Below are 16,427 nucleotides of genomic sequence, written 5' to 3' on the forward strand. Positions count from 1 at the left end.
CTCGGGCTTACTGCCCCGCCACCCGGCGGTGGCGCCGCTTAATCCTCGGATCCGTTGGAGAAAGAATTCCCGTGAGCTCGACCAATCGCACCGTGGTCGTCACCGGTATCGGCGCAACCACACCGCTGGGTGGCGACGCAGCCTCTACCTGGGAGGGCCTGATCGCCGGACGTTCCGGCGTCAAGCCCCTGGAGCAGGAGTGGGCGGCCGACCAGGCCGTCAAGATCGCGGCCCCGGTGGCCGTGGAGCCGACCGAGGTCATCCCGCGGCCGCAGGCCCGCCGCCTGGACCGCTCGGCGCAGTTCGCGCTGGTCGCGGCCAAGGAGGCCTGGGCCGACGCCGGTTTCGAGGCGAAGGCCGGCGAGGACCCGAACATCGACCCCGACCGGCTCGGCGCGGTCATCGCCTCCGGTATCGGCGGCGTGACGACGCTGCTCGACCAGTACGACGTGCTGAAGGAGAAGGGCGTCCGCCGCGTCTCCCCGCACACCGTGCCCATGCTGATGCCCAACAGCCCCTCGGCCAACGTGGGCCTGGCCGTGGGCGCCCGGGCGGGCGTGCACACGCCGGTCTCCGCCTGCGCCTCGGGCGCCGAGGCCATCGGCTACGCCATCGAGATGATCCGCACCGGCCGTGCCGACGTCGTCGTCGCGGGTGGCACGGAAGCGGCGATCCACCCGCTGCCCATCGCCGCGTTCGGCAACATGATGGCGATGTCCAAGAACAACGACGACCCGCAGGGCGCCTCGCGTCCCTACGACACCGCCCGCGACGGTTTCGTCCTCGGTGAGGGCGCCGGTGTCGTGGTCCTGGAGTCCGCCGAGCACGCCGCCAAGCGCGGTGCCCGGGTGTACGCGGAGGCGGTCGGGCAGGGCATCTCCGCCGACGCGCACGACATCGTGCAGCCGGAGCCGGAGGGGCGGGGCATCTCGCACGCCCTCCAGAACCTGCTCGACCGCAACGACCTGGACCCGGCGGAGATCGTGCACGTCAACGCGCACGCGACGTCGACGCCGGCCGGGGACATCGCCGAGCTGAAGGCGCTGCGGAAGGTGTTCGGCGACGACGCGGACCACTTCGCGGTGTCCGCGACGAAGTCGATGACCGGGCATCTGCTGGGTGGTGCCGGTGGTGTCGAGACGGTTGCGACCGTGCTCGCGCTGTACCACCGGGTGGCTCCGCCGACGATCAACGTGGAGAACCTCGACCCCGAGGCCGAGGCGCATGCCGATGTCGTGCGGGGTGAGGCCCGGAAGCTGCCCGTCGAGGGCCGCATCGCCGCGCTGAACGACTCGTTCGGGTTCGGTGGGCACAACGTGGTGCTGGCGTTCCGGACGGTTTGATCTCTGAGCGCTTCAATGGCCCGGACCCCAAGCGGGGTTCGGGCCATTCGCCGTTTCGTGTCGCGTTGTGAGCCGTGTGCGGGCCGGTGGGGGTTGTCCGCGCCCACGCGGCGGAGCCGCACATCGGAACAGCCCCGCGCCCCTTACGGTGCGCCACCTCAAGTCCGTCTACACCACCTGGTGCAACCAGCGGACCGGGGCGCCTTCGCCGGCGTAGCGGAAGGGTTCCAGTTCGTCGTCCCAGGGCTTGCCCAGCAGCTTGTTGAGTTCGGCCTCCAGGTCGGTCTCCCCCTGTCGGCTGCGCTGCAGGGCTGCTCTGAGCCGGTCCTCGGGGATGAGGATGTCGCCGTGGATGCCGGTGACGGCGTGGTAGATGCCCAGGTCGGGGGTGCAGCTGTAGCGCTCGCCCTCCGCGGTGGCGCAGGGTTCCGCGGTGACCTCGAAGCGCAGCAGGTGCCAGCCGCGGAGCGCCGAAGCCAGCTTGGAGGCCGTGCCCGCCTGGCCCTGCCAGGAGAACTCCGAGCGCCAGGTGCCCGGGGCGGCCGGCTGACGGATCCAGTCCAGGCTGACGCGTGTGCCGAGCACCCCGGCGACGGCCCACTCGACGTGCGGGCACAGCGCGCGCGGCGCGGAGTGCACGTACAGAACTCCACGTGTCGTCACCGGAACCTCCGGGCAGAGCGGGACATGACGCAAACGGGCGGAACGGCTGTGACCGGGCGGGTCACGTTGATGGCGAGGCTACCGTGCGGTGACGCAAGGAGTGTGACGTACGGTCGGTCCAGGTGCCGGGAAACGCCTGCCATTCACCCAGGGGGACGCTTGTACGGGTGTGAGCCGTTGCACCTGACCGGTCGGGAACCCTCGTGCGTTGTCATGGGTTGGGGAGACAGACACGGCGTGGCGAGGGGATGGACCAGGGATGCGGAAGCGAGGCCGCCGTACACGGGGCGTTCTGGCCGTCGTCGCGGCGGGCGTGCTGGGAGTCACCGGGTGTGACGCCGTGGGGGGCGATGCCGCCGCCCCGTCCGAGTCCGCGAAGCCGTCTGTGAAGCCCCCGTCCTTGTGGGACCGCAGCCCGGGTTCCGTCGCGGCCGTCGGTGACTCCATCACGCGCGGGTTCGACGCCTGTGACGTGCTGTCGGACTGTCCGGAGGCGTCCTGGGCGACCGGTGGCAGTCCCGAGGTGGACTCGCTCGCGGTGCGGCTGCTGGGAAGGACCGGGGCAGCTGAGCGGAGCTGGAACTACGCCGTGAGCGGGGCCCGGATGGCCGATCTGCCCGGGCAGATGGCCCGGGCGGTGGGGCGCAGGCCGCAGTTGGTGACGGTGATGGTCGGGGCGAACGACGCCTGCCGGCCGACGCCCGCGGAGATGACTCCGGTCTCGGCCTTCCGCGCCGACTTCGAGGACTCCCTGCGCTCGCTGCGCAAGGCCCTGCCGAAGGCGCAGGTGTTCGTGGCGAGCGTGCCGAACCTGAAGCGGCTCTGGTCGCAGGGCCGCACCAGCCCGATGAGCAAGCAGGTGTGGAAGCTCGGCATCTGCCCGTCGATGCTGGGCGACCCGGACGCCCTGGACCCGGCGGCCACCCTGCGGCGGAACACGGTGCGGCAGCGGGTGGAGGACTACAACGAGGTGCTGAAGGACGTCTGCGCCGAGGACAAGCGCTGCCGCTACGACGGGGGCGCGGTGTACGACTACCGCTTCGGCATCGCCCAGTTGAGCCGCTGGGACTACTTCCACCCCAGCGTGAACGGACAGGCCCGGCTGGCGGAGATCGCATACCGCACCGTCACCGCGAAGAGGCCCTGACCCGGCCTCTGACTTAGAGTTCCGCACATGAACGAACTCTTCGGGACACTTTCCGACGGGACTCCGGTGCACCGCTGGACCCTGGAGCGGGCCGGTGTACGGGTGCGTGTCCTGTCGTACGGCGGGATCGTGCAGTCCGTGGAGGTGCCGGACCGGGAGGGCCGGGTCGGCGACGTGGTGCTGGGGTTCCCGGACTTCGATGGCTACCTGGCCCACCCGGAGCCGTACTTCGGCGCCCTGGTCGGGCGCTACGCCAACCGGATCGCCGGCGGCCGGTTCACCCTGGACGGCCGGACGTACGCGCTGGAGCCGAACAACGGGCCGAACTCGCTGCACGGCGGAGTCCGCGGCTTCGACCAGCGCGTGTGGGACACGGAGCCCGTGGAGCACGGGGTGCGGCTGACGCGGATCAGCCCGCACGGCGAGGAGGGCTTCCCGGGGCGTCTTGAGGTCTCGGCGACGTACACGCTCGACACGAGTGGTGCGCTGCGGATCGCGTACGAGGCGGTGACGGACGCGCCGACCGTGGTGAACCTGACCAACCACAGCTACTTCAACCTGGCCGGTTCCGGTGACGCGGGCGGTCATGAGCTGCGGCTGGCCGCCTCGCGGTACACGCCGGTGGACGCGGACCTGATTCCCGCCGGCGCTCCGGAGGAGGTGGCCGGGACACGCTTCGACTTCCGCGAGGCCCGCAAGACCGGCTCCGGCTACGACCACAACTTCGTGCTCGACAAGGGTGTGACGGACACCGCGGTGGAGGTCGCCGAGCTGCACGACCCGGCGTCCGGGCGGGTGCTGACGGTGGCGACCACCGAGCCGGGCCTCCAGCTGTACACCGCCGACCACCTGGGCGAGCCCTTCGCGCCCGGTGACGGCATCGCGCTGGAGACCCAGCACTTCCCCGACTCGCCGAACCGGCCGGATTTCCCGGCGACGGTGCTGCGGCCGGGCGGGGTGTTCCGCTCGGAGACGGTGTACGGGTTCGGCACCCGCTGAGGGGGCTCGCGACCGACCTGGTGCCCCGGTCCGGAGGTCAGGTCCCGGACCGGGGCCGCTGGTGGGGGAACTTGTCCCGGATCAGACGTTAATCGTCGCGGTGATCCTGCGGTCCGTGATCGAGCGTCCGACCTGGATCTCGTACGAACCCTTCACAAGCGACCACGAGCCGGTCGCTTCGTCCCAGATCTCGAAAGCGCGGCGCGGCAGTTCGACCGTCGCCTCGGTGCTTGCGCCCGGTGCGGCACCGACGCTCGCGAAGCCGGCCAGCCAGCGGGCCGGGCGGGTGGGGTCGGGGTCGGCCGGGGCGAGGTAGAGCTGGACGACCTCGCGGCCGGGGCGGTCGCCGGTGTTGCGGAGGCGGACCTTCGCGGTGATCGTCCCGGCTGCCTCCGCCACCTCGACGGCGTCGTAGGTCCAGTCGGTGTAGCCGAGGCCGTGGCCGAAGGGGTAGGCGGGGCTGCGGCCGTGCTTGTCCCAGGCGCGGTAGCCGATGAAGACGCCCTCGTCGTAGGAGAGTTCCCCCTTGTCCGGGACGACCTGGGTGACCGGGGCGTCGGCGAGGCTGCCCCAGGTGGTGGGGAGGCGGCCGCCGGGCTCGTGGGCGCCGGTGAGGACGTCCGCGAGGGCCGCGCCGCCTTCCTGGCCGGGGAACCAGGACAGGAGCACGGCGGCGACGTCGTCGCGCCACGGCAGCTCGACCGGGGAGCCGGAGTTGACGACCACGACGGTGTTGGGGTTGGCGGCGGCGACGGCGCGGACCAGGTCGTCCTGACGGCCGGGCAGGCGCAGGTCGGTGCGGTCGAAGCCCTCGGACTCCACGCGGTCGGTGGTGGCGACCACGACGACGGCCGTGTCGGCGGCCCGGGCGGCCGCGGCGGCCTCGGCGATCCGCTCGTCGGCGTCGCGCTGCGGGTCCTGGTGGGCGAGGGTGAAGCCGATGACCCGCATGGGGTGGTCGTCGAGCGGCGGGACCGTGTAGGTGAGGGAGACCTCGACCGGTTCGCCCGCGGTGAGTTCGACCTGGGCGTGGGGCACCGGCGGGCCGAAGAAGGTCAGGAACGGGTCGTCGCCGGCGGGGCTCTGGACGCCGTCGTAGTAGGTGGTGCCCGCCACGGTCAGCCGGAAGGGGCCGAGGCCCTTGATGCCGAAGGTGTGCGTGCCGCTCTCGCGCGGGGTGAAGGTGCCGGTCAAGTCGACGGTGTGCAGGTTCTCGTGGGTGACGCCCTCGGGGAGGTCCGCCCCCATCCACTGGAGTTGACCGCTGGGCGCCGAGCGCGCTCCGAGGACCTGGCCGGCCCTGTCGCGGCAGACGGCGCGCAGCTCGAAGCCCCTGTCCGCGATGGGGAGTTCGGTGTTCGGGTCGGCGCCGAGGGTGTAGGTGAGGACCCCGTCGGGGAGGGCGGCGGTGAGGCCGTCGAGCGGGGAGACGACCCGGGCGGGGAAGACGGTGGCGGAACCGCCGCCGAGGACGCGGGCGTCGCGGGCGGCGGCGCCGATCAGCGCGACCCGGCCGGGCCTCAGCGGCAGGGCGCCGTTCTCGTTGCGGACGAGGACGAAGGAGCGGCGGGCGATCTCGCGGGCGAGCGCCCCGCCGTCGACGGGGGCGGGCGGGTCGGTGACGACCGGTTCGGCGCCAGCGAGGACGCCGACCCGGGCGGCGAGGCGCAGCACGCGGCGGACGGCCTCGTCCACCAGGGCCTCGTCGGCCTCGCCGGCGCGCACGGCCCGGGCGAGGGCCTCGCCGAAGACGGTGCCGGGGCCGGGCATGGCGATGTCGAGGCCGCCGGTGAGGGCGCCGGTGGTGGAGCGGGCGGCGGTCCAGTCGGAGACGTTGGCGCCGTCGAAGCCCCACTCGCCGCGCAGGACCTCGTTGACCAGGTGGTGGTGCTCGGTCATGGTCGGGCCGTTGACGGAGTTGTAGGCGGTCATGATGCCCCAGGGGTGGGCGTTGCCGACGATCGCCTCGAAGGGGGCCAGGTACAGCTCGCGCAGGGCGCGTTCGCCGACGAGGTTGTTCACGGTGAGACGGTCGGTCTCGGCGTCGTTGGCGACGAAGTGCTTGACGGTGGTGCCGACACCGCCGGACTGGACCCCGCGCACGTACTCGGTGCCGATCCGGCCGGTGAGGTAGGGGTCCTCGCTGTAGGCCTCGAAGTGCCGGCCGCCGAGCGGGGAGCGGTGCAGGTTGACCGTGGGGGCGAGCAGGACGTGGACGCCCTTGCGGCGGGCCTCCTGGGCCAGCAGCACGCCGGCCCGGTGCGCGAGGCCGGGGTCCCAGGTGGCGGCGAGGGCGGTCGGTGAGGGCAGGGCGACGGACGGGTCGTCGGCGCTCCAGTGCACTCCGCGGACGCCGACCGGGCCGTCGGACATGACCAGTGAGGCCAGCCCGGCCTCCGGCAGCGCGGGCAGGCTCCACATGTCCTGGCCGGCCAGCAGCCGTGTCTTGGCGTCCAGGCCGAGCTTGCCGAGCGCGGCCTCGACCGCCGCCTCGCGCCGTACCTCTGCTGTCTCCGCCACGTCGGCACCTCCACGTCGAAAGCCGCTGGATGTCACCATCGTGCATGGGTTGCCTGTGGCGCGGTAGGTTTCGTTATCTTCTCGCAACAACCGACGGTTCGGCATGTCGTACGGTGACGCCATGACGGCCAGGACGAGGAGCGAGGAACGGCGCGCGGAGATCGTGCGGGCCGCTCTGGAGGTGATCGCCGAGCGCGGTTACCGGGGGGCGAGCCTGGCCGCGGTCGCCGAACGGGTCGGGCTCACCCAGCAGGGGCTGCTGCACCACTTCCCGACGAAAGAGGCGCTGCTGGTCGCGGTCCTCCAGGAGCGGGACCGCTGGGACGCGCTGCCCGCCGGCCGGCTGCGCCTGGACCTGCTGGCCTCCCTGGTCGAGTACAACGCCATGCGGCCCGCCATCATCCAGACCTTCTCGGCGCTGCTCGGCGAGAGCGTGACGGAGGAGCACCCGGCCCGGGCGTACTTCACGGAACGCTACGCCGGGGTGCGGTCCGGCATGGCCGGGGTGCTGCGCGCCGAGTACGGCGACCGGCTGCCGAGCGGCCTCACCCCTGAACGGGCCGCCCCCCTCCTCGTGGCGGTCCTGGACGGCTTGCAGTACCAGTGGCTGCTGGACCCGGAATCGGTCGACATGGCGTCGGCGTTCCGGGACTTCCTGACGCTGCTGGGCGAGAGCGACGGCTGAACCGGCGCGCGGGTACGGCTGCCACGACCTCCACCTCGACGAGGGCCTCGGGGCGGAAGAGCCTCGACGCCTCGAAGGTCATGCTGGTCGGCGGGGTCCCGGTGAGGAACTGCCGCCGCACTGCCCCGTATTCGTCCAGCGCGGAGATGTCGGTCAGGTACGTGCGGATGTTGACCACGTCGGCCAGGGTCGCGCCGTGAGCCTCCAGCAGCGCGGTGAGGGTCTCGAAGACGCCCCGGGTCTGCTCGGCGAGCGTGGCGCCCTCGGCGATCTGCCCGGACACGAACAACAGGGCGCCGCCGTCGGCCTGTTCGATGCGGGCGACCTGGGAGTAGTAGGGGCTCAGGGGCTGGGGGGCGGAGGCGGGGTTGTCCACGGTGATCTGCATGCCGCCGACGCTAGGCGGGGCGGCGGAGATGCGACAAGCGAATGTCTAGCATGGCTGCCATGCCGAACACGCATGATGCCGGGACGGCCGGCTGCCTGCCCGAGGTCTCCACCGTCTGGCTGCGGGTCTTCCTGGAGGTCGCCCGGCACGGCTCGTTCACGGTGGCGGCGCGAACGCTCGGCTGGACGCAGTCCGCGGTGTCCCGGCAGGTCGCCTCGCTGGAGGCGGCGCTGGACGGCGGCCCGCTCTTCGACCGGCTGCCGCGCGGGGTGGCGCTGACGGAGGCGGGGCGGCTGCTGGTGCCGTACGCCGAGACGGTCGCCGCCGCGCTGCACGACGCCCGCCGTGAACTGGGTGCCCTGCGCGAGGCGGCCGGCGGACGGCTCAGGTTCGGCGCGTTCGCCACTGCCGACGCGGCCCTGGTGCCGCACGCCCTGGCCCTCTTCCGCGCCCGCCGGCCCCGGGTCCGGGTCACGCGCGAGGAGGGCCTCACGCCCGCCCTGCTGGACCGGTTGACGGCCGGTCACCTGGACCTCGCGATCGTCTCGACGACGGGCCGCGCACCGCTGGGGTCGTACGACCTCCACCACCTCCTCGACGAGCCGCTGTACGTCGCCGTACCGGACGGCCACCCCCTCGCGTCCCACGAGGGGCCGGTGCCGCTCGGCCGTTTCGCGGACGCCGACTGGATCTCCGGCAGTCCGCGGCCCGAGGGCACCCTCTTGGACGCGGCCCTGCGCCAGGGTTTCCGGCCGCGGGTCGCCCATGTCGTCGGCGAGTGGACCGCCAAGCAGGGCTACGTGGCCGCCGGGCTCGGCGTGACCCTCGTTCCGGCGCTCGCGGCGGGGTCCGTACGCCCGGACATCACGCTGCTGCGGGTGCGCGACGAGGGCGCGCCGGCCCGGGCGGTGTACGCGGCGACCGTACGCGGCCGGTCCCCGGCCCCCGCGGCCTCGGCCTTCCTGGACGCGGTGCGGGAGGCGACGGCGAAGATCCCCGCCTGAGCCCCGGCCATGGCGTGGACCACATCCGGCACGCGATACTGCGGTCCGTCCGGCACCGACCCCCCACCGCGACGGAAGGCCCCAACCCCCTTGAACTCCCTACGTGTTCGCCTCGGCGTCCTCGGCCTCGCCCTGCTGACCGGTCTGACCGCTCCGACGGCCGCGAGCGCCGCCCCGGCGGCCCCCTCCCCCACCGTCGAGGAGCAGCGGCTCGGCAGAGCCGCCCCGCAGGAGATCCTGCGCCGCTCCGGATTCGACACCGTGGCCCCGCGGCTGGCCCGGGCGCTGGAGAGGGCCCGCACCTACGGGGAGGCGCGGCGGGCGGTCACGCGTGAGGGCGCGCGGCTGTGGCAGCGCGCGGTCGACCGCGCGCAGGGGCGCGGACCGGCCGGCGGGGATCTGAGCCAGGACGACGACCGGCCGCTGTACTGGGCGCGGCTCGGCATGACACGTGAAGTGCGCACCTGGGCGCCGGACTTCGGCCTGACGGACGGACAGCGGGCCGCGCTGCTGGGCGAGCTGGAGCGCACCTCGCGGGGTCAGGACACCATCCTCCTCCACTCTCGGCTTCGCTCGAGCGGGGGGACCCCCACCCCGCACGGCAAGGGCGTGAAGCGGATCCTGCTCACCGGCTTCGACCCGTTCACGCTGGACCGGGACATCCGTATCTCCAACCCGTCCGGCGCCACCGCGCTGGCCCTCGACGGCACGGTGATCGAGACAGCGGACGGCCCGGCCCGGATCGAGACGGCCGTCTTCCCGGTGCGCTGGCAGGACTTCACCGAGGGCACGGTGGAGCGGACCCTGCGGCCGCACCTGCCGAAGGTCGACCTTTTCACGACGGTCAGCCAGGGGCGGGTCGGGCGCTTCGACATCGAGCGCACCAACGGGGCCTGGCGGGGCGGCTTCGGGGACAACGAGAACGTCGGCCGCACGGAGACCGTGCCGGTCGCCGACCCCGCCTCGCAGCCCCAGTGGACGACGACCACGCTGCCGTACGCTGCGATCACCGCCGCGCAGACCGGCCGTTTCCCGGTGTACGACAACACGAGCGTCACCGAGATCCCGGCCGGTGCCACCGAGCCCGTCGTACGCCCCGACGGGCCCACCCCCGGCTCGGCGGCCCGTGCGGGCGGCGGCGGGGACTACCTCTCCAACGAGATCGCCTACCGGGCGACGCTGCTCCGGGACCGGCTGGGGCTGCGTGACACGCTGCCGGGCGGGCATGTGCACACGCCGGTGCTGCAGTTCGGGGCCGGGAACACCACCGAGGTCACCGATCCGGAGTTCGTGCGGAACCGGCTGGACATCATTGCCCAGGTGAGGGCGATCCTGACGGTGGCTGCGGAAGGGGCGTAGCCGCCTGGTCGCCCTTCTCGCCGCCCTCACGGATCTCCTCGTCCAGCAGGTCACGCGCCATGAGGGTGGCGCCCGCGACGGCGCCCGGCATCAGGAACACCGCGACGAAGGGCACCAGGAAGGCCGCGGCGAGGGGCGTGCCGAAGCCCCAGACGAGGGTCTTGCGGGAGCGCAGCAGGGTGAGGCGGGTGCGCAGTTCGACGCCGCGGCGCTGGAGGGCGACGGCGGTCAGTTCCTCGGTGAGGAAGAACCCGGTGACGAACACCCCGACCACCGGGACGACCGTCTGCCCGACCACCGGGATGAAGCCGCAGCCGAACAGCAGCACCCCCCACAGGGCGGCCCGCAGCACGATGCGGAGGCTGTCGCGGGCGGAGATCCACAGTTCGCGCCAGAGCGGCAGCCCCGACTCGGGGGCGTGCCCGTCCGGGGACACGTCCCGGTCGACCTTCTCGGAGAGGTTCTCGTAGAAGGGCTGCCCGATCAGCAGGGTCACCGCGGTGAACGTCACGACGGCGAGGAGCAGGGAGAGGGCGAACAGCACGGCGGTCAGGAAGCCGCGGAAGAGGCCGGCCCACGGGCTGGACCAGTCGTCGGCGAAGGGCGTCGCCCAGGTCACGGCGTCCTCGCCCCACAGCGCCAGCGCGACCAGCACCGCCGCGTACAGGACGAGGGTGATCAGGCCCGGGAGCAGGCCGAAGCCGTACTGCCTGCCGTGCCGGGCCACCCATCGCTGGCCCTTCAGGAGGTACCGGAAACCCACCCCTAGATCGCGCATGGACAAACCCTATCGGGGCAGGCCGGGCCGCTCCCCCACAGGGCCGTCCGGGGCTTCGGTGACACCAAGGCGCCCTTGTTGCCGTTGAGTCGAACCGGTACACCTCGCCGTACCGATCTCAGGAAGCCCCGGAGGAGGCACGCGTGCGCACCACGAGAAGCGTTCCCGCGAGACCTGCACTGATCGCCGCCCTGACCCTGGCCACGGCGGGCTCGCTCCTGCTCGCCCCCGGCGCGGCCGGCGCCGACCCGTTACCCGTCACCCGTGAGGGCTCCGCCGTGGACGACCGGGCGGCGCGGGGTCCCGCGAGCGCGGCGCGACGCGCGTTGACCGCGGACTCCTCCGCCTCTTCCGCCTCCTCCACCGGCACCACGACCCGCGGCTACCCCCGGCGTCAGACCCTCTCCCCCGACGCGCACAACCCCGGCGACAAGTCCCTGAAGCTGGGGCTCATTCCGTACCACGCGATCGCGCCGAAGCTGAACGCCCTGCAACGCCTCGGCGAGCGGGTGAGCGTGGAGGTGACGGGCCGCTCGGCCGGCGGCCACCGCCTCTACCTCGTCACCGTCACCGCCCCGGAGTCCGCCCGGCAGGCCCGCGCCCAGGAGCGGATGCGCGGCCTGATCGAGAACGCGCCGGCGGCTGCGGCCAAGTCCTCTGAGATCAAGCGGAAGTACAAGACGCCGGTCTTCGTCAACGGCAACATCCACGGCAACGAGTGGGAGGGCACGGACGCCTCCCTGAAGGTCATCGAGCAGCTCGCGACGGCGACGGACGCGAAGACCAGGGACCTCCTCGCGCACAGCCGCCTGTACTTCAACATCACGGCCAACCCGGACGGCCGGATCGCCGGAACCCGGGCCAATGCCAACGGCTTCGACCTGAACCGCGACTTCGTCACCGCCTCCCAGCCCGAGACGCGGGCCATGCGGCAGATCGAGATCGGCAAACAGCCGGCCGTCCTGCTCGACCTGCACGGCTACGTCAACGGCACCCTCATCGAGCCGACCACTCCCCCGCACGGCGAGAACTACGAGTACGACCTCTTCCTGAAGAACAGCTACGCCAACGCCCTCGGCATGGAGTCCGCGGTCAACGCCCTGGGCTACACGCCCGCGAAGGACGGCGTGGAGGCGGCCCAGATCCCCTTCCGCGACCAGGAGGAGGGCTGGGACGACTGGCCGCCGATCTTCACCCCGCAGTACGCGGCCTTCCACGGCACGGTGGCCGCCCACACGGTGGAGATCCCCCTGGCGGTGAACAACGAGGAGTACGACGAGCTGCCGGTGCCGGAGCTGCGCCGCCGTTCGGCGGTCAACACGGCCGTGGCGGGCGCGGCGATCCACGCGACCCTGGACCACGTCCGCGAGCACCGCGGCACCCTGATCAGCGACCAGATCGAGGTCTTCCGCCGTGGCGCGGCGGGCGCCGCGCAGGTGCCGGTGTCCCCGCGGACGGTCCCCGGCGTCCCCGGCATCGGCCCGGAGGACGTCTACACGACCACGTTCCCGCGCGCCTACGTCATCCCGCCCGCCGGCGCCCGCACCCAGCGCTCGGCGCCCGCCGCGGCCCGCCTGGTCGACCACCTGCTGGCCAACGGCGTCCGGGTCACCCGCGCCACCCGCTCCTTCCGGCTCGACGGACGCACCCACCCCGGCGGCTCGTACGTCGTCGACATGCACCAGCCCAAGCGCGGCATGGCGAACGCGCTGCTGGCCGACGGCCGGGACATCAGCGGCAAGGTCTCGGTGATGTACGACATCTCCGGCTGGAGCCTGGGCAGTCTGTGGGGCGCCACCGTCGAGCGGGTGCCGTCGGGCAGCCTGCGGGGCGCACCCCTGCGCGTGATCGGCGAGGCCGCGCCCGTCGCCCACGTGCCCGCGCACGGCGACCTGCGGCTGCGGCTGACCGACCCGCGCGAGATCGCGGCCCTCAACTCCCTGCTGCGGCAGGGTGTCCCGGTCCGGCGGGCGACGGACGGCAGCGTGATCGTCCCGGCGTCGGCCCGTCGCGAGGCGCGTACGGCCGCCCGCGCCCACGACGTGCCCTTCACGGCGACCCGGCAGACCGGAACGGCACCGCTGCGCCGCCTGCGCGTCGCGGCCGCCGTCACGCCGGGTGAGCTGTTCGCCCTGCGGGAGATGGGCTTCGAGGTCACGCCGGTCTCGACGGCCGTCCTGAACGCGGGCTTCGACTGGCGCAGGTCCGGCGCGGACGTGCTGTTCGTGTCCGCCGGGCTGGACCGCGCGGCCTTGACCGCACCCGCCCGGCGGGCCCTGGACGCGTTCCTGGCCGGGCACGGCCTGGTCGGCCGGGGCGCGACCGGAGCGGCCCTGAACGCGGCGGCGGGCCGGCTGGCCGTCAAGCCGGTGGAGGGCAACGCGGATGCGAACGGCGTGGTGCGGGTGACGAACTCGGGAGCCGTCACGCGCGACGCACCGGACCGCGGTTTCGTCTACGCCCCGCTCTGGTTCACCGACCCGGGCCCCGGCGTCCGCGTGGAGCAGTCGTACGCGACCGGGAACCCGCTGGTCTCCGGGCACTGGCGGCAGCTCGGGGACGGCACCGGCGGTCCCGCCGCCGCCTCCGGTCAGGCCTCGGTCGTCAGCGGGGACCGGACGGTCCTGTTCGGCACCGAACCACTCTTCCGGGACCACCCCAAGGGGGAGTTCGCGCAGGTGGCGAGGGCATTGTTCACAGTGGCACACAGCGCTTCAGTCAAGGAGAGCGGATGACGCAGCAGATCCACGGCACCGTGGCGGACGGCTTCGAGGCGGTGCGCGAGGAGTTCGCCGCGTTCGTCGCCGGGGAACGAGCCGATTACGAGGGGCAGCTGTGCGCCTACGTCCGCGGCCGGAAGGTCGTCGACCTGTGGGCGGGGACCGGCGCGGACTGTCTCTACGGTGTGTTCTCGTCCACGAAGGGCGCCGCCTACCTGGTCGTGGCCCTGCTCGTCCAGGACGGCACGCTCGAACTGGACCGCAAGGTGACGTACTACTGGCCGGAGTTCGCGGCCGAGGGCAAGGGCGGCCTGACGGTGCGGGACCTGCTGGCGCACCGGGCGGGCGTGGTCGGTATTGACACCGGCTTCACGCTCGCGGAGCTCGCCGACGACCGCCAGCTCGCCGAACGCCTCGCCGACCAGCGGCCGTTCTGGCGCCCCGGCACGGCGTTCGGTTATCACGGGCTGGTCGCCGGCGCCCTGGCCGGGGAGGTGGTGCGCCGTGCGACCGGCCGCACCCTTCAGGAGGTCTACCAAGAGCGGATCAGGACCCCCTACGGGCTGGACTTCCATCTGGGCCTCCCCGCGCCCGAGGAACCGCGCTTCCGGGGCACCCAGCCGATGGCCCCGACCCCCGAGCAGCAGGCCGTGCTCGACGCCACGCCCACGGGCCCGCACACGCTGGCCTCGATCGCGTTCAACGGCAACGCAGCGGAGCCGACCGAGCTCGCCTCGCTTCCCAACATGCCGCTGGTCCGGGCGAAGGGCCCGGCGTCGGTGGGCGGGGTGGCGTCCGCCAGGGGCCTCGCGGGGATGTACGCGGCGGCGATCAGCGGGGTGGGCGAACAGCCGGCGCTGCTGAAGCCGGACACGGTGGCGGAGTTCGGGCAGGCACACTCGGTCGGCTACGACCTGGTGGCCCGGGCCCACAGGTCCTTCGGGCTCGGCTTCCAGATGACGGCTGACACGTGGTACCCGTTCCTCGGTGCCGGGACGATCGGGCACGGCGGCGCGGGCGGCTCCCAGGCCTTCGCGGACCCCTGGAGCGGCCTCGCCTACGGTTACACGCGCCGCCGGTACCCCTTCCCCGGTGGGGCGGCCCCGGAGAACGGCCTGCTGGCGCGGGCGGTCCACACGGCGGCGCTCGCCCTCTGAGGGCCCCTCGCCCGGACACGGGCGGAGGCCGCACCCCACGTCCAAGGGTGCGGCCTCCGCGTACGCAACGACCGGGGTCAGACCAGCGTCACGGTGATGTTGCCGCGAGTCGCCTTCGAGTACGGGCAGACGCCGTGGGCCTTCTCGATCAGTGAGCGGGCGACCCCGCGGTCCACCTCGGGGATGTCGGCCGAGATCTCGACGATGATCCCGAAGCCGTCGCCGTTCCTGCCGAGGCCGACCTTGGCGGTGACGGTCGAGCCGGTGAGGTCGGCGCCCTCCTCGCGGGCGACGACGCCGAGGGCACCCTGGAAGCAGGCGCTGTAGCCGGCGGCGAACAGCTGCTCCGGGTTGGTGCCGGCGCCGCTGCCGCCCATCTCCTTCGGCGGGTTGACGACGACGTCGAGCTTGCCGTCGTCGGTGGCGACCCGCCCGTCGCGCCCGTTCTCGGCGGTGGCGACGGCGGTGTACAGGACGTCGGACTGCTGGATCGGCATGCGGTTCAGTTCCTTCGGTCGTCCGCCGCGGCTCGCGCCCGGGCCGAGCGGATTCGGAAAAAACTTACCGCATACCGAAAACCAACAGAAGGCGTCAGAGCTTGACGATCATCTTTCCGGTGTTGTCGCCGCGCAGAACGCCCAGGAACGCCTCCAGGTTGTTCTCGATGCCCTCGACGACGGTCTCCCGGTACTTCAGCTCGCCGGAGGCGACCCAGGGGGCGACCTCCTGCACGAACTGCGGCTGGAGGTCGTAGTGGTCCCCGACCAGGAAGCCCTCGATGCGGCCGCGGGTCGCGATCAGGCGGGCGAGGTTCTTCGGGCCCGGGGCGGGCTCGGTGTTGTTGTAGACGGAGATCATGCCGCAGACGGCGATCCGGCCGCCCTCGTTGAGGGAGCCGATGGCCGCCTCCAGGTGGTCACCGCCGACGTTGTCGAAGTAGACGTCGATCCCGTCGGGGGCGGCGGCGCGCAGCTGCTGGGCGACGGGCCCGTCCTTGTAGTTGAAGGCGGCGTCGAAGCCGTACTCCTCCGTGAGGAGCTTCACCTTCTCGTCCGACCCGGCGGAGCCGATGACCCGCGCGGCACCCTTGAGCTTGGCGATCTGTCCGACCTGGCCGCCCACGGCACCGGCGGCACCGGACACGAAGACGGTGTCGCCCTCCTTGAAGGAGGCGGTCCGCAGCAGGCCCGCGTAGGCGGTGAGGCCGGTCATGCCGAGCACGCCGAGGTACGTCGACAGCGGCGCGGCCTCCGGGTCCACCTTCACGGCGCTCTTCGCGCCGACGACCGCGTACTCGCGCCACCCGAAGAAGTGCAGGACGTGGTCCCCGACGGACAGGCCCTCGGCGTTCGAGGCCACGACCTCGCCGACGGCACCGCCCTGCATGACCTTGCCGAGCTCGAACGGGGCGACGTAGGACTTCGCGTCGCTCATCCGGCCGCGCATGTACGGGTCCACGGAGAGGTACTTGTTCCGGACGAGGACCTGCCCCTCACCCGGCTGCGGGACCTCGGCCTCGACGAAGGCGAAGTCCTCGGGCTTCGGCCAGCCGACGGGGCGGCTCGCCAGGTGCCACTCGCGGCTTACGGCGGGAAGGGTGGGGGTGTCGGTCATGATGCGCCTTACCTCACTGGCTCGATGCGAATGTTTCAGTACCTGAAACA

General features: G+C 72.7%; 13 protein-coding genes and 1 pseudogene. 8 read left to right on the forward strand and 6 right to left on the reverse strand.

The features are described 5' to 3' along the window. Positions 1 to 71 precede the first annotated feature (71 nt). Positions 72 to 1,343 carry a beta-ketoacyl-ACP synthase II gene (gene fabF, locus GTY56_RS02650; RefSeq protein ID WP_161362040.1) on the forward strand — a complete coding sequence of 424 codons (1,272 nt, stop codon included), beginning with the start codon at positions 72 to 74 and terminating at the stop codon, positions 1,341 to 1,343. A gap of 168 nt (positions 1,344 to 1,511) precedes the next feature. Here the strand turns inward: fabF and GTY56_RS02655 are convergent, their stop codons facing one another. Next, entirely contained in the window at positions 1,512 to 2,006 is a 495-nt protein-coding gene (locus GTY56_RS02655; RefSeq protein WP_031131293.1) for a DUF3145 domain-containing protein, read from the reverse strand. Positions 2,007 to 2,265: 259 nt separating this feature from the next. Between GTY56_RS02655 and GTY56_RS02660 the strand changes: the two genes are divergently transcribed. Further along, positions 2,266 to 3,153, forward strand: a complete 888-nt coding sequence (locus GTY56_RS02660; RefSeq protein WP_161362042.1) for an SGNH/GDSL hydrolase family protein — start codon at positions 2,266 to 2,268, stop codon at positions 3,151 to 3,153. Between the two features lie 27 nt (positions 3,154 to 3,180). Further along, positions 3,181 to 4,152: an aldose epimerase family protein gene (locus tag GTY56_RS02665; protein WP_161362044.1), complete on the forward strand. Its 972-nt coding sequence runs from the start codon at positions 3,181 to 3,183 to the stop codon at positions 4,150 to 4,152. An 81-nt stretch (positions 4,153 to 4,233) separates the two neighbouring features. Here GTY56_RS02665 and GTY56_RS02670 read toward each other — a convergent pair whose 3' ends face one another. Further along, entirely contained in the window at positions 4,234 to 6,711 is a 2,478-nt protein-coding gene (locus GTY56_RS02670; RefSeq protein ID WP_161362046.1) for a beta-glucosidase H, read from the reverse strand. Positions 6,712 to 6,775: 64 nt separating this feature from the next. On the opposite strand from GTY56_RS02670, the gene GTY56_RS02675 reads away from it, so the two are divergent. Beyond that, positions 6,776 to 7,357 (forward strand): TetR/AcrR family transcriptional regulator, encoded by a 582-nt coding sequence (locus GTY56_RS02675; protein ID WP_161362048.1) that lies wholly within the window; start codon positions 6,776 to 6,778, stop codon positions 7,355 to 7,357. A gap of 4 nt (positions 7,358 to 7,361) precedes the next feature. Here the strand turns inward: GTY56_RS02675 and GTY56_RS02680 are convergent. Then, positions 7,362 to 7,745: pseudogene (locus GTY56_RS02680) on the reverse strand (RidA family protein); the annotation flags it as partial. Between the two features lie 50 nt (positions 7,746 to 7,795). On the opposite strand from GTY56_RS02680, the gene GTY56_RS02685 reads away from it, so the two are divergent. Continuing rightward, entirely contained in the window at positions 7,796 to 8,749 is a 954-nt protein-coding gene (locus GTY56_RS02685) for a LysR family transcriptional regulator (RefSeq protein WP_237524353.1), read from the forward strand. A 90-nt stretch (positions 8,750 to 8,839) separates the two neighbouring features. Then, positions 8,840 to 10,108 carry a pyroglutamyl-peptidase I gene (locus tag GTY56_RS02690; RefSeq protein ID WP_161362052.1) on the forward strand — a complete coding sequence of 423 codons (1,269 nt, stop codon included), beginning with the start codon at positions 8,840 to 8,842 and terminating at the stop codon, positions 10,106 to 10,108. On the opposite strand, the gene GTY56_RS02695 is transcribed toward GTY56_RS02690, so the two are convergent. Next, positions 10,059 to 10,886: an EI24 domain-containing protein gene (locus GTY56_RS02695; RefSeq protein WP_161362054.1), complete on the reverse strand. Its 828-nt coding sequence runs from the start codon at positions 10,884 to 10,886 to the stop codon at positions 10,059 to 10,061. The two genes, GTY56_RS02690 and GTY56_RS02695, sit on opposite strands and share 50 nt — an antisense overlap. Before the next feature lie 143 nt (positions 10,887 to 11,029). Here GTY56_RS02695 and GTY56_RS02700 point away from each other — a divergent pair, with 143 nt between their 5' ends. Both GTY56_RS02700 and GTY56_RS02705 read left to right on the forward strand, forming a co-directional pair. Further along, positions 11,030 to 13,621, forward strand: coding sequence for a M14 family zinc carboxypeptidase (locus GTY56_RS02700; protein WP_161362056.1), 2,592 nt, complete (start codon positions 11,030 to 11,032; stop codon positions 13,619 to 13,621). Beyond that, complete coding sequence (locus tag GTY56_RS02705) at positions 13,618 to 14,763, forward strand: serine hydrolase domain-containing protein (protein ID WP_161362058.1); 1,146 nt, start codon at positions 13,618 to 13,620, stop codon at positions 14,761 to 14,763. The genes GTY56_RS02700 and GTY56_RS02705 overlap by 4 nt, the downstream gene beginning before the upstream one ends. Before the next feature lie 77 nt (positions 14,764 to 14,840). Here GTY56_RS02705 and GTY56_RS02710 read toward each other — a convergent pair whose 3' ends face one another. Both GTY56_RS02710 and GTY56_RS02715 read right to left on the reverse strand, forming a co-directional pair. Continuing rightward, positions 14,841 to 15,260: an organic hydroperoxide resistance protein gene (locus GTY56_RS02710; protein ID WP_161362060.1), complete on the reverse strand. Its 420-nt coding sequence runs from the start codon at positions 15,258 to 15,260 to the stop codon at positions 14,841 to 14,843. A 94-nt stretch (positions 15,261 to 15,354) separates the two neighbouring features. Then, positions 15,355 to 16,377 carry an NADP-dependent oxidoreductase gene (locus GTY56_RS02715; RefSeq protein ID WP_161362063.1) on the reverse strand — a complete coding sequence of 341 codons (1,023 nt, stop codon included), beginning with the start codon at positions 16,375 to 16,377 and terminating at the stop codon, positions 15,355 to 15,357. Positions 16,378 to 16,427: the final 50 nt, after the last annotated feature.

Origin of the sequence: Streptomyces sp. SID5643 (genome assembly GCF_009872555.1) — a bacterium.
Taxonomy (GTDB): domain Bacteria; phylum Actinomycetota; class Actinomycetes; order Streptomycetales; family Streptomycetaceae; genus Streptomyces; species Streptomyces iakyrus.

Coding starts and splice junctions, on each gene's coding strand:
- GTY56_RS02695 (WP_161362054.1), bottom strand. CDS start 10,886: ATGCGCGATCTAGGGGTGGGTTTCCGGTACCTCCTGAAGGGCCAGCGA.
- GTY56_RS02665 (WP_161362044.1), top strand. CDS start 3,181: ATGAACGAACTCTTCGGGACACTTTCCGACGGGACTCCGGTGCACCGC.
- GTY56_RS02685 (WP_237524353.1), top strand. CDS start 7,796: ATGGCTGCCATGCCGAACACGCATGATGCCGGGACGGCCGGCTGCCTG.
- GTY56_RS02670 (WP_161362046.1), bottom strand. CDS start 6,711: ATGGTGACATCCAGCGGCTTTCGACGTGGAGGTGCCGACGTGGCGGAG.
- GTY56_RS02660 (WP_161362042.1), top strand. CDS start 2,266: ATGCGGAAGCGAGGCCGCCGTACACGGGGCGTTCTGGCCGTCGTCGCG.
- GTY56_RS02675 (WP_161362048.1), top strand. CDS start 6,776: ATGTCGTACGGTGACGCCATGACGGCCAGGACGAGGAGCGAGGAACGG.
- GTY56_RS02715 (WP_161362063.1), bottom strand. CDS start 16,377: ATGACCGACACCCCCACCCTTCCCGCCGTAAGCCGCGAGTGGCACCTG.
- GTY56_RS02710 (WP_161362060.1), bottom strand. CDS start 15,260: ATGCCGATCCAGCAGTCCGACGTCCTGTACACCGCCGTCGCCACCGCC.
- GTY56_RS02705 (WP_161362058.1), top strand. CDS start 13,618: ATGACGCAGCAGATCCACGGCACCGTGGCGGACGGCTTCGAGGCGGTG.